Annotated in this window: 14 protein-coding genes and 2 pseudogenes; 12 read left to right on the top strand and 4 right to left on the bottom strand. The window is 59.9% G+C overall.

Features of this window, described 5'->3' with window-relative positions:
• Positions 1-237, top strand: a pseudogene (locus AC0KUR_RS36730) (ABC transporter ATP-binding protein); the annotation flags it as partial.
• A 708-nt stretch (positions 238-945) separates the two neighbouring features.
• Here the strand turns inward: AC0KUR_RS36730 and AC0KUR_RS36725 are convergent.
• Positions 946-1650, bottom strand: coding sequence for a haloacid dehalogenase type II (locus AC0KUR_RS36725; RefSeq protein ID WP_069707191.1), 705 nt, complete (start codon positions 1648-1650; stop codon positions 946-948).
• A 105-nt stretch (positions 1651-1755) separates the two neighbouring features.
• Between AC0KUR_RS36725 and AC0KUR_RS36720 the strand changes: the two genes are divergently transcribed.
• Complete coding sequence (locus tag AC0KUR_RS36720) at positions 1756-2610, top strand: LysR substrate-binding domain-containing protein (protein WP_473377285.1); 855 nt, start codon at positions 1756-1758, stop codon at positions 2608-2610.
• A gap of 187 nt (positions 2611-2797) precedes the next feature.
• Here AC0KUR_RS36720 and AC0KUR_RS36715 read toward each other — a convergent pair whose 3' ends face one another.
• Positions 2798-3712 carry a LysR family transcriptional regulator gene (locus AC0KUR_RS36715; protein ID WP_473377284.1) on the bottom strand — a complete coding sequence of 305 codons (915 nt, stop codon included), beginning with the start codon at positions 3710-3712 and terminating at the stop codon, positions 2798-2800.
• Positions 3713-3832: 120 nt separating this feature from the next.
• On the opposite strand from AC0KUR_RS36715, the gene AC0KUR_RS36710 reads away from it, so the two are divergent.
• Genes AC0KUR_RS36710 through AC0KUR_RS36690 form a run of 5 tightly spaced genes read left to right on the top strand, consistent with a single transcriptional unit; the run spans position 3833 to position 7798 of the window.
• Positions 3833-4546, top strand: a complete 714-nt coding sequence (locus AC0KUR_RS36710; protein ID WP_473377283.1) for a type 1 glutamine amidotransferase domain-containing protein — start codon at positions 3833-3835, stop codon at positions 4544-4546.
• Between the two features lie 29 nt (positions 4547-4575).
• Complete coding sequence (locus AC0KUR_RS36705; RefSeq protein WP_226112741.1) at positions 4576-5409, top strand: type 1 glutamine amidotransferase domain-containing protein; 834 nt, start codon at positions 4576-4578, stop codon at positions 5407-5409.
• Positions 5410-5465: 56 nt separating this feature from the next.
• Positions 5466-6260, top strand: a complete 795-nt coding sequence (locus AC0KUR_RS36700) for an SDR family NAD(P)-dependent oxidoreductase (RefSeq protein WP_059619754.1) — start codon at positions 5466-5468, stop codon at positions 6258-6260.
• Positions 6261-6274: 14 nt separating this feature from the next.
• A complete protein-coding gene (locus AC0KUR_RS36695) occupies positions 6275-6565 on the top strand; it encodes a putative quinol monooxygenase (RefSeq protein ID WP_059619756.1) in 291 nt (96 codons plus the stop codon).
• Between the two features lie 30 nt (positions 6566-6595).
• Entirely contained in the window at positions 6596-7798 is a 1203-nt protein-coding gene (locus tag AC0KUR_RS36690; RefSeq protein ID WP_473377282.1) for an L-dopachrome tautomerase-related protein, read from the top strand.
• A 68-nt stretch (positions 7799-7866) separates the two neighbouring features.
• Here the strand turns inward: AC0KUR_RS36690 and AC0KUR_RS36685 are convergent.
• Positions 7867-8598 (bottom strand): annotated as a pseudogene (locus tag AC0KUR_RS36685) (IS6 family transposase).
• A gap of 239 nt (positions 8599-8837) precedes the next feature.
• On the opposite strand from AC0KUR_RS36685, the gene AC0KUR_RS36680 reads away from it, so the two are divergent.
• Positions 8838-9311, top strand: coding sequence for a universal stress protein (locus tag AC0KUR_RS36680; RefSeq protein ID WP_473377281.1), 474 nt, complete (start codon positions 8838-8840; stop codon positions 9309-9311).
• Positions 9312-9392: 81 nt separating this feature from the next.
• Here the strand turns inward: AC0KUR_RS36680 and AC0KUR_RS36675 are convergent, their stop codons facing one another.
• Positions 9393-9884: a CreA family protein gene (locus AC0KUR_RS36675; RefSeq protein WP_473377288.1), complete on the bottom strand. Its 492-nt coding sequence runs from the start codon at positions 9882-9884 to the stop codon at positions 9393-9395.
• A gap of 229 nt (positions 9885-10113) precedes the next feature.
• Between AC0KUR_RS36675 and AC0KUR_RS36670 the strand changes: the two genes are divergently transcribed.
• From AC0KUR_RS36670 to AC0KUR_RS36655, 4 genes are all read left to right on the top strand, one after another.
• The gene (locus AC0KUR_RS36670; protein WP_124629247.1) at positions 10114-10590 is read left to right on the top strand and encodes a carboxypeptidase regulatory-like domain-containing protein; all 477 of its coding nucleotides are present in this window, start codon (positions 10114-10116) and stop codon (positions 10588-10590) included.
• A gap of 274 nt (positions 10591-10864) precedes the next feature.
• Positions 10865-11227: a DUF1924 domain-containing protein gene (locus tag AC0KUR_RS36665; RefSeq protein ID WP_473377287.1), complete on the top strand. Its 363-nt coding sequence runs from the start codon at positions 10865-10867 to the stop codon at positions 11225-11227.
• A gap of 12 nt (positions 11228-11239) precedes the next feature.
• Entirely contained in the window at positions 11240-11761 is a 522-nt protein-coding gene (locus AC0KUR_RS36660; protein ID WP_473377280.1) for a diheme cytochrome c, read from the top strand.
• A complete protein-coding gene (locus tag AC0KUR_RS36655; RefSeq protein WP_473377279.1) occupies positions 11727-12464 on the top strand; it encodes a cytochrome b/b6 domain-containing protein in 738 nt (245 codons plus the stop codon). Before AC0KUR_RS36660 ends, AC0KUR_RS36655 begins: the two co-directional genes overlap by 35 nt.
• Positions 12465-12486 lie beyond the last annotated feature (22 nt).

Genomic DNA, 12486 nt, shown 5'->3' with positions numbered 1-12486 from the left:
CTGCTCGACGAGCCGTCGATGGGTCTGTCGCCGATCATGGTCGAGAAGATCTTCGAAGTGGTGCGCGAGATCTCGAAGGAGGGCATCACGGTGCTGCTCGTCGAGCAGAACGCACGCCTCGCGCTGCAGGCGGCCGACCGCGGCTACGTGATGGATTCCGGTACGGTCACGATGGAAGGCGACGCGAAGCAGATGCTCGACGATCCGAAGGTGCGGGCTGCGTATCTGGGTGAGTAACCTCGTGAACAAGTGCGGCATGCCGACGATGCTGGTCGAAACGAGCAATGCAGGGAGTGATATCACACGACTTGCCTCTCACGCCTTCGTGTCCTGAAAGTCCGGACATTCGCATCGACCGGACCGACTGATTGCGATCGGATGTGTCGAGGCCAGTACCGGGACCAATCATTCAGATGATCCAGCCGCATGAGTCGGCAGAATGCGTTTGTGCTGGAGCGCACTGAGCTTGAGGCCATCGTTGGAAGTTGGAGCGCGTTGCAAGCAAGGCATCCACGACCTTTGGCATCGGGAGCAAGAGGATCCGACCTGAGCGCCCTTCAACGGCTCAAGGAGAGAAGTCTCAGTCGCCTTGCCAAGTAGACCGGCACCATACCGATCAAGTTTTTCAGCGGCCGGTCCGGCAAGTGATCTTGGGAAACCAACGGGTTCTTGCCGGTGTCGGAAGCGGAGCAAGATGGGTGGTGGAGCGGGGCAGTCCTGGAGCGAGAGTCATCCTGATTTCCGTCGGAATTCAGCGTCGACGTTTCGGGTCACCGGATGCAAATCGTTACGTGTCGTTCTGGGATCAGGGTTTATGTGCCGGACCGCGATCAGTATGTCGATGATGAGAAGCGTGTGTGATGTACCCCGATCGGAACGCGTCGCTTCTTCCGGCAATATTGCATGCACTTGGGCAAGCCGTGATCGGGGTAACGGGACAATGGACTACCAGTCGAGCGTAGCAAAGAGTTCCGGTACTTCGTGCAGCGTCTGTAACGTCGCGTCTGGAGTGTAGTCCGGCAGCAATTTTCGACCCGTGCCTCGATCAATCCACACGCAACGAAATCCGATGTCTCGCGCCGCTGCATGGTCCAGATGCGGGCTGGCGCAAATGTGAACAACGTCGTCCTTCGATACATCAAGCTGTTCGTGCGCGTAATCGAACAGCCGACGTGCTGGTTTGTAGGCCCCGGCCTGTTGTGCAGTAATGACCCTGTCGATATAGCCGCCAAGTTGTGCTACGTTGCCTGCAATAATGTCGTCGTCCGTATTCGAGACAATACACAGACGGTATCCCATTGCTTTCAACTTCCCTAGCGTGCCGACGACCTCGGGAAACGGTGGCATCGCCGCAATCCTCGAAGTCAGCACTGCGGCGTCGCTTTCGCTCCCGGCAAGCCCGAATTCCTCCAGCGCAAGTCGAAGGCCCTGACCGGAGACCTGACGGAAGGTGCGGTGGGGCGATTGCTGCTCGAGCTCATGTTCATACCGGTCGTAAACCTCGATGAATCTGGATGCGTCGACCTCCGTTGCCTGCCGTTTTCCAAGAATCTCGCGTACCGCTGCCAGCAAACCTTCGTCCCATTGAATGAGCGTGCCGTAGCAGTCGAATGTCAGCCATTGTGGCCGACTCGTATCTTTCAGTGACATCATTGTTCCTGTTTGGCTAGAAGACATTCACATCATAGGCAGAAGGTCTCATATTTAGAAATTAGATAATAAAATCATGGATATTTAAATTTCAAATGACTGACCATGTTTGATCTCGAGCTACTGAAGACGCTGATTTGCGTCGTTGATGAAGGCAGCTTCACTCGTGCAGGCGAACGTGTTCATCGCACGCAGTCGACTGTTAGCCAGCAGGTGCGAAAGCTGGAAGAGTCGGTAGGTCGCCCGCTGCTGCTCAGGGACCGTTCGGGGAATCATGTCGTTGCCACCGAACACGGTGTCTTGCTCGCGCAGTACGCGCGGAGGCTGCTGGCGTTGTCGCAGGAAGCCCGCGAGGTGCTCCAGCGCGACGTCAAGCTTTCGCCGGTTCGAATCGGGGTCCCGGAGGACTTCGATGCGCGGCGCATGTCGGCAATACTCTCGGGTTTTCTGAAGGTCCGACCGGATGTGAGGCTTGAAACGTCGGCGGGTATGAGCGCGGATTTGCAAGCCAAGCTTGCCGCGAGGGAAATAGACCTCGCACTCGTCAAGCGGGAACCTGGCAGAGGCGACTGCTTCGCGGCTTGGCCAGAGTCGCTTGCTTGGGTGCGGGGGCGGGATGCTGATCCCCCGAAGCCGGATTCGGATGAGCCGATCGCGCTTGCGCTTTTTCCCCACGGATGTATTTACCGTCAGCGGGCGATCCGCAGTCTCGACAAGGCGCAGCGTGCCTGGCGCATCGCGTTTGGCAGCCAAAGCCTTACTGCGATTCAGGCAGCGGTCGCCGCAGGTCTGGCTATCTCGGTGCTACCGAAGTCTGCGATCTTGCCGGAGCATCGAGTCTGCACCGATTTGCCTCCATTGCCACCGTCAGAGCTTGCGCTAGTCGGCACCGGCGATATTCTTGACAACGCACAGCGAGATATGGTCGATTTTTTGATCAAGCAAATCAAACGCGCGTAACCGCCCGAATACGAAAAGCCTTAAGACATGCCGGCTTCAGGCTGATTTCAACGTGCTTCGAATCGTTGCATGAAGCCGCTACGCCACTTGCATTCATTAGTGTCGTTCAATCGTGGCAATCAGTGAGCCGTCCGAATTTCCCGAACCCTTGCTGAGCGCTGAGAGTCCATCAACCATCATTCTGCTTTCATTTGGATGAATCGGGGGTAGACGCGACAAGCATGTCGATCAGGGCCCGTGATGCCGCAGACAAGCGACGATGAGGCGCATAAATCACAGAAAACGGCCGTGTGCGGCCACGGAGGTGGGGCAGCAGTTCGACGAGAGTTCCGGCCTGAATCCGGTCCCGAACAATAAAATCATAGGTCTGGCAGATGCCGGCGCCGCTCTGCGCCATTGAAACGACACCCAGCACATCGTCCGAGACCGCGATGTTCGAAGGCGGCAGCCAGTCGATGTCCTGACCGCCGTCCTGGAACACCCACGGTGCGATACGGCCGCTGCTGGGCAGCATGAAAGGCAAGCAAAGGTGGCGCTCCAGATCGGCCACGTTTTCCGGAATGCCAGCATTGGCGATGTAATCGGGCGACGCTACCAGGCATAACGCTGCATCTTCGAGCTTGCGCGCGACCAGTCCACTGTCGGGCAATGCGCCTAGCCGGATCGCCAGATCGAAACCCTCGGCCACCAGATCGACGTTCCGGTTCGCGATATTCAACTCCACGCGAACCTGCGGGTGTTGCTGCGTGAACTGCCGAAGCAGCGGTGGCAGACGATAGTGTCCGTACGTCGTCGGTACGCTGAGCCGGACATGACCTGTCAGCGCGCCGTCCTGCCCCTGAATGGCGCGCTCGGCATCGTCGATCAACAAGAACGCTGCGCGCGATTGTTCCAGATAGAGCCTGCCTTGCTCCGTCAAGCTCAACCGTCGGGTCGAACGACGCAGCAACTGCACACCCAGCCGAGTCTCCAGGCGCGTGATAGCTCGGCTTAGAACCGAAGGTGTGCTGCCCAAGGCCACCGCGCCGGCGGTCATCGAGCCTTTTTCAATTACCGTGACAAACGCTTCCACATCACCGAGATGGTCGAATCTTCGCCCCATCTTATCCTCCAGAGAACAGAAGATTTACTTCTGACTCAGTTTATCTCCTCCATTGAGCCAAATAAAGTGGGCGCATTGTGATCCGTCGTCGGGTCACCCACTGAAATCGAGGAGCGAACCATGAATAGTGAACATCGCGACCGGCAGGACTTGTCCGTGCTGTTCGTACTCACGAGCCACGCGACGAAAGGCTCGACCGGCGAGCCGACCGGGTTTTATCTCGGCGAAGTGACGCATCCGCTTGCCGAACTCGACGCGGCCGGCATCCCGGTCGAATTCGCGTCGATTCTGGGCGGCGAGCCTCCCGTCGACGAGCTTGACCTGACGGACAAAGTCAACGCGCGCTATTGGAACGACAGTGCTTTCCGCGACGCGCTGCGCCACACGCAGCGACTGGGCGATGTCGACGCGTCGAAATATGCGGCTGTCTACTTTGCAGGCGGCCACGGTGCGATGTGGGATTTTCCGGGCAATCCCGACGTGCAAAAGGTGACTCGCGCGGTCTATGAGGCAGGCGGTGTGGTCGGCGCGGTATGTCATGGCCCCGCCGCGCTGGTGGATGTGACCCTCGGCGACGGAACGTACCTGGTCGCCGGCAAGAACCTCAGCGCATTCACGGATGAAGAGGAGCGCGCGGTTCAACTCGATCGCATCGTGCCTTTCCTGCTCGCGAGCACGTTGACACAGCGCGGCGCGCATCACCATCCCGTACCGAATTGGACGGCGAAGGTCGTCGTCGACGGACGTCTCGTGACCGGCCAGAACCCGCAGTCGGCTTCCGGCGTTGGCGCGGCGATCCGTTATCTGTTGCTGAATCATTCAGGGCAGGCCTGAAATTCCCCATGGAGAACGCTATGCATTCGATGCGCAAGCTCGCCGTTGCCGCCATGCTCGGCATTGCAGCGTACAGCGCTCACGCGGCCAACGTGCTCGTGGTGTTGTCGGATTCCGATCACCTCGATCTGAAGGACGGCAAGGTCTTCGCGACGGGCTTCTACCTGAACGAACTGATGCAGCCCGTGAAGGCCTTGCTTGATGCCGGCCACCAGGTGACCTTCGCCACGCCCGAGGGCAACGCGCCCACGATGGATGCGACGTCTGCCGACAAGATGTACTTCAACGGCGACGAAAAGGCGATGCGCGGTTACCAGGCTTTGCTCGACAAGCTGCAAATCACGTCGCGCTCGCACTCTCCCGTGATCAGTCTGTCGCGGGTGGAGCAGATCGGTTACGAGCACTTCGATGCCGTCTATGTTCCCGGCGGCCACGCGCCGATGCAGGATCTTCTGACCAGCCCCGCAGTGGGCCGACTGCTGGCCGATTTTCACGCGCGCGGCAAGACCACGGCGCTCGTTTGTCATGGTCCGATTGCGTTGCTGTCGACCCTGTCCGATGCACAGGGCTTTGCACGAAAGCTCGCCTCGGGGAACGCGAGCGGCAGCTACCCGAAATGGATCTATTCCGGTTACCGCATGACGGTGATCAGCAACGCGGAAGAGGAGCAGGCAAAAGGACTGCTTGGCGGCGGAGTGATGAAGTTCTATCCGCAGACCGCGCTGCAGCAGGCCGGCGGCATCTATAGCAGCAACGAGGTGCCATTTACCGCGCACATGGTGACCGACCGCGAATTGATCACCGGTCAGAATCCGGCCTCCGCACTCGACGTCGCGGGCGAGATGCTGAAGCGGCTGAAGTAATGCCACGCAATGGACCGGCGTAGCCGGTCCTTCGACGAGCAAGGGAGAAGCAAACGGTGGATCTGCAACTTGAAGGTAAAACTGCCATCGTCACCGGCGCCACCGCTGGCATCGGCATGGCCATTGCACGAACGTTGGCCGGCGAAGGTGTGTCGGTCACGATCACCGGGCGTCAGCGTGACAAACTCGACACCGCCGTCGCCGAGATATCCGCTACCGCGCATCGCGGCAGCGTGCGCGGAATCGTCGCCGATGTGAGCGGCAAGCGAGGTGTCGCGGAACTGATCGAAGCGCAGCCGGATACGGATATTCTCGTGAATAACCTTGGCTACTACGAAGCCAGGGCCTTCGCCGAGATCACTGATGACGAATGGCTGCGAATGATCGATGTCAACGTCATGTCGGGCGTACGGCTGTCACGTCATTACTTTCCTCGCATGCTTGCGAAGAACTGGGGGCGTGTCATCTTCATGTCCAGCGAAGTCGGGGCGTTCACGCCGCCGGACATGGTGCACTACGGTGTCAGCAAATCGGCCCAGCTCGCGGTCTCGCGCGGAATGGCCGAACTGACGAAGGGTACGGGTGTGACCGTCAACAGCGTACTGCCGTCCGCTACGCGCTCCAAAGGCATCGTCGCGTATTTGCGGCAGACCGCGCCACGACCCGATATGACCGATGCGGAAATCGAATCCCACTTCTTCGACACGTATCGTCCGAGCTCACTGATCGCCCGCATGATCGAGGCCGACGAGATTGCCGCCATAGTGGCGTTGCTGGTCAGTCCTTTGGGTGCCGCATCCAACGGTGCTGCGGTGCGCGTCGAAGGCGGCACTTTTCGGTCGATTCTGTGAACAGGTGCCTCGATATGTCTGCCCACGTCATTGTCGCACTCGTAGAGGCGAAGCACGGTTGCGAAGCGGTGCTGGTTCAAGCCCAACAGGAACTCGTCGAGATGGCGCGCCACCAGCCCGGCTGTCTCAGTTACGAACTGCATGAATCGCTGGATCAGCCGGGGATGGTCGTCTTTTTTGAGCAATGGGCAGACCGCGCGTCGTGGGAGTACCACATGCGCAGCCCGCTGATGGACGCATTCCGCGCGACCGCCGGTCAATGGATCGAAACCTTCAAATTGCTGCATCTGCATCAAGTCGCATAACCGCATCTAACGAATTCACCATCCTTCATCATGTTCGAGCGCTTGAGTCGAGTTACGCCATTTGCTTTCGCAATTGCCTTCATCAGTTGCGCGACCGCAGCGACTGCGGTGGCCGATACCCGGCTTGAACGCTGGCGAAGCTACGCCGGAGTAAGTTGGGAGATTCCGAAAGACGGTGGGGATCCCGCGCCGTTCGCAGGCTCGGTCAATGCGCCGATTGCCGGGCTTCATTTCGACGCACGCGGTACCGCATATGTGAGTACCCCGCGGTTCGTCGCCGCGTCGACACCGGCGACGCTAAGCAGGCTGGATACTCGGGCAACTACCGGCCCGGCGCGACTGACGCCATTTCCGTCAATGGAAGGCAATTCCACAGCAACTGCTCCGAGCGAGCATTTGCGCAACGTGCTGGGCTTCTACGTCGATCGGAAAAACGACTGGCTCTGGGCACTTGACATGGGGTTCGTTGCCGGGGAATCGGAGGCACCTGCTGGAGCCCAGAAAATCGTGGTGTTCGATTTGAAATCCGGACGAATCGTGAAGCGCATCGCCCTCGACGGTGTGGCCGATCGTGTCGGCAGCTTCCTCAACGACATCGTCGTCGACGAACACAGGCGCATCGCGTATGTTTCCGACAGTGGCTCGCGCAGTTCACCGCATAACAAGGTCGGACTGATCGTCGCCGATTTTGCGTCAGGGACGGCGCGACGTGTGCTGGACGGGCATCCGTATTTGCAGGTCGAAGCGGGGGTAAAGGTCGTCTCCCATGGCGTTGAAGTATGGCCGGAAAAGCCGCTGCTGATAGGTATCAATGGTATCGCGCTGTCCCCGGACGGTGCGACGCTGTATTGGACCGTGACGACAGGAACACGCGCACGTTCGGTTCCGACCGCCGTTCTTCGGCTGCACGGTGCGACAGATGAGCAGATCGCCACGGAGATTCGTGATCTTGGTGCTGTCGGTGGCAACACGGACGGAATTGTGACGGATTCGCACGGTGTGCTCTACATTACCGATGTCACGCACAATGGCATCGTGAAGTACGAACCTGGCACGAAATCGATGTCGTTGATCGCATCCGACGATAGCGTGCATTGGCCGGACACTCCGGCTCTGCTTCCGACCGGCGATCTCGTCTTCACGTCGAGTGCGCTGAGTGACCATGTCGCAGGTCTGGTCCCAAACGGTCACGAGCGCTACGAGCTATGGCGGATATCGATCGGCGGCAAGTAATTGAGAGTCGGGGCGGCTTGGTCACGTGGTCGGCCGGGCGACGAATCGGGAGCCGATGAGACGACCGATTAGCATTCGGTGAACGGATGTTGGGCCACGTTGGTGAACCGGCGCCAGGCTTCGAACCGCGCCGCGAGTTGTTTTCGATAAAGGGAAGCCCGCAGCAAATGTCGCTTGCGCGCGAAATGTTGCCGGATCGGACCGAAGCACGAGAGAAATGCCTGCGTGCGCTGCGGTTCGCGAAAGCCGCGCATGCGGCGCTCGCGTTCACGCGTGGGCTGGTGGCTGTTCTCGACGCGATTGTTCACGCGCGCGGCGGCCTTGACGAACACGTGCCTGACGCCGGCCAACTCCGGGATATCGGCCTTGGCGGCCGCATAGCTACGCAGCTGATCGGAGACGATCTTGCGCGGCGCCGGGCAGGCGCGCAACACTCGCTGGAAGAAGCGTTTGGCCGCGGTTTTGTCCCGCCGCTTCTGCAGCAGGATGTCGAGTTCGGCACCGTGCTCGTCGACGGCCCGCCAGAGCAAATAAGGCTCGCCGCGCAACGTCACGAACATCTCGTCAAGATGCTAGGTGCTGCCGGGCTTACGCCGAGCGGTCTTGGCGCAATGGGCAAAGACCGCACCAATTTTTTCACACCAACGTCGGATCGTTTCGTAGCTCACCGCGACGCCGCGCTCGAACAGGAGTTCTTCGATGTCGCGCAGGCTGAGCTGGAAGCGAAAATACCAGCGTACGGCCTGGCTGATGCTGGCCGCAGGAAACCGGTGTCCACGATAGAGCGATAGCGTTTTCATTCCCCCATCCTACGCCAACAGACCTCGCCAACGTGACAAAGCCCGCTCAAGTGCTCGCTGGCCTGCAGGTCCGAAAAACCGTCGTCGTGTACCCACCGACTACACTTTCGGAAAACATGCCGGTTCGGTCGCGCTAGACGTGATTTCAAACCGTTGACCTGGCGCAACACAAGGGCCCGGCGTGCGTCGATGATGAGGATGGGCGCAGCGAGCGGGTTAAGTCATTCAGCGAGGTTTGCATGTATACGAAAATCATGATCGCCATGGACGGCAGCCCGTCATCGAAACAGGCGCTTGTCGAAGGTATCAAGCTGGCCAGATTGTGCGGCGCCAGCCTCTTCGTCGTGTTCGTCGTCGACAGATCCACCCTGTTCGCATATGGCGGGCGCGTCGAGCCTGAAGAATTACTCAATGAGATCCGGCACTATGGCGAGTCGGTGTTGCGAGATGCCGTTCAGGCGATTTCGAACGCAGCGTTACGCGGCGACAGGGAAATCATCGAGACTGAGGCCGGTCAGGATGTCCCGGAGCGCCTTCAGCGCTACGTTGTCGACAACTCAATTGATCTGGTCGTGATCGGGACGCACGGGCGACACGGTGTGCGGCGACTCTTTCTCGGCAGTGTCGCGGAACGCTTTCTGCGCGGATCGACTTGTCCGGTCCTGCTCGTGCGCGGTAACGATGTTGCATGCGCCACCTCTGCGAGAGCTTAACGCCACCACGGACGGTGTGCGTTGATGGCTTGCGATGATTGTGCAAGCTGTCGGACGACTCGCCGCGGACCGGCGCTCGATTCACTTGCCTGCCGCATCCTGATTTCCGAAAATTGCGGGCAACCGGACGACGTCCACGTGTCCGGGCAGATCGCCCGCCAGATCACTCTTGGCGAACGAGAAATACAACACAATGAGACGCCGAATATCCAGAATCCGAATTGTGTGTATCGATCTGAAAACCGGATCGATCGATTCGTCAAACACCTGTGCCTGATGCGGCACGCGTGCCGTGGTCGAGAGCGGTCTGACTTGGTGACAAGACACCGAAGTTGCCGTGGCTCCAGTATTTCGGTTATGGAGATTGCGTCCATCACTCGCCGAGACCGGTTCGGAAATAAAACACGTCACGCCCTTGAGTAGCGGGTCATCGTACGCAGAAATGCGGATATGCGTGCCGTAACGTTGCGAATGCGCAGGTATGCGCGCCAACTCTTCGGCATTCGAACTAGAGGCGGTAAGGAGGGCTAGAAGAGCGGAGGCAAGATGCCGCCTTGATCGTGATTGAATCATCATGGGAATCCGTACACTTCGTTGGCTTCGGGACTCGAAGTCGACTGAAAACAGACTAGATTCCCTGCCGAATGATCGATTGATTTGAGTCAAGATCGAATTGCCAGACAGCGGGATCCTGACCACGAGTTCAACGAGATTTGCGCAGGACACCTCGACGGTCGCCGTATACGCCCCGTGTTCAGTCGGAAGCCGATCTGGAAGACGTCATGCGCAGGCGGAGAGAATCATGTCGACGAGAATCGTCTGCGCTCTGTGCGCGTCAATATGTCTTCTTGCTGCGGCTACGGGCACCTATGCCGACACTGCTTTGAAACCTATCGAGCTTGGCGGGGTGACATACGTGACCGGCGGCATCGGTTCAGAAGAAGTCGCTGCGTTTCGCGAAGTTGCCTCCCGCTATAACCTTCGAATGACCTTTGTATCGAAAACGGGTGAGTACTTGTCTGACGTGGATGTCACGATCCTGAACGGCACGCGGCATGTTCTCACGGTACGAACGGGCGGCCCGCTGCTGTATGTGCGCCTGCCAAAGGGGCGCTATACGGTATCCGCGCGCGATCGTCATATACATGAGACGAGGCAGGTCCAGGTCGATGCTCGTCGTGGCATCGATATCCGGTTTTACTGGGAAGATCCCGACCAGCACGATGTCATGCGCCTATGCTCGGGCTGCGCAGGGACGGGGCGACATAGGGTGCGATAGCGCTTACGATCCGTATGACGAATTCGTTCTCCATGGATCTTCGGAGAAAAGGAGATGGCTTTGGCTGACATATCACGGTCGCAGACTCGCTCCGGCTGCTCCGGGCGTTCAACGGGATCGCGCGTGCCGTGCGGCATTGTGCCGACTAACTAACACCAGGACGTTAAGAATGCGGTAAGGAATTCGCCAGAACATGAACGCATCGACCAGGAGAATCACGATGCGGATATCCCGTTCCGTGCGCACGCTTTGTTTCTCATGCCTTTCGGTATCGATGCAGTTTGCCGCCATTGCGTGTGCCCATGCCGAAACACCTGCTCAACTGCTGGACGGCTATGTGGCGCAGGCAGGCTCAAGCGCCGTGCCGTCGCGAGGGCAGCAGTTCTTCACGTCCCGACACGGGCGCGACTGGAGTTGCGCGACCTGTCATGGAAGTACGCCGACCGGCCAAGGCCGGCACGTGGTCACCAGCAAGACCATCGAGCCGCTAGCTCCCGCGTTCAATCCGGCACGGTTCACGGACGGCGCCAGGACCGAAAAATGGTTCCGCAGAAACTGCAAGGACGTCGTCGGGCGTGAATGTTCGGCAATCGAAAAGGCTGACGTCCTGAGCTGGCTCATGAGCCTGAAACCCTGATGACGAACAATCATGACCGACGTTGACACGACAACCTCCTTGCGCGGAATTGCTCCCGTCCGATATGCGCGCGCAAGCGTGCTCGCGCTGCTGCTGATGTCGCTGCTGCCTCGCGCGGCACTGGCGGAAGACGAAACGAGAAGCGCCGCGATTCCGTTGCCGCCCAAGTACAAGCAGGAGTGCGCGACCTGCCATGTCGCCTATCCGCCCGGGGCGCTGCCCGCCGAGTCCTGGCGGCGCATCCTGAACGGTCTCGACCGCCACTTCGGCACCGATGCGACGCTGGACCCGACAACGATCGGGCAACTGGAGACGTGGCTGACGGCACACGCAGCGACGGGCGCCGCGGCTCGCCGCCCGCCCGAAGACAGGATTACCCGGTCGGCGTGGTTCATCGCCACGCACGAAGAGGTTCCCGCGTCCGTGTGGCGCAACCCCGCGGTCAAGCGGCCGTCGAATTGCGCCGCATGTCATACGCAAGCAGACAAAGGAAACTTCGATGAACGATTCGTCCGCATCCCGGGCACACGGTGAACCGGAGCGCTCGCGTCCCGCACGGATACTGGTCTGGGACGCTCCACTGCGCGTATTCCACTGGCTGACGGTCATCGCCTTTGCAGGCGCGTGGCTGACCGCCGAGAGCGAGCGCTGGCGGCTGATGCACGTCGCGTTCGGATACACGATGCTGGCGCTCGTCGCGTTTCGCGTCGCATGGGGCGTGACCGGCACGCGTCATGCGCGGTTCTCGTCGTTCGTACGTTCCCCAGCGGCCGTTGTGCGCTACGTTCTGAGCCTTGCAAAAGGCCGGCCCGAACATCACGTCGGCCACAATCCGGCCGGCGCGGTCGCGATTGTCGCCATGCTGACGATGACGGTCGTCGTCGGATTGACCGGTTGGGCAGCCTATAACGGAAACGGCGAATCGTTCGGTGATCTTCACGAGGGCGCGGCGAACGTGATGCTCGCGCTCGTCATGGTCCACGTCGCCGCCGTTCTCGTCAGCAGCGTCGTGCATCGTGAGAATCTGGCCGGCGCGATGGTGACCGGCTACAAGCGCGGTGCGCCGATCGACGGCATCCGGCGTGCGTGGTGGGGGATCGCTGTCGTGATGACGGCAGCGGTGATCGGCTGGTGGTGGACGCAATGGCAGGCGGCACCGCGGCCCGTTCAAGCGGATCGGCCGGTCGCGACGGACACCGGCCGCCCCGTGCACGGGGTGGGCCGGGACGACGACTGACGGCCACGGGCGGAGGACTCGA

This window comes from Burkholderia sp. YHN3-13, assembly GCF_055810675.1.
Note: the sequence above shows the minus strand (reverse complement) of the source record. Positions and strands in the feature narration are given on the sequence as shown.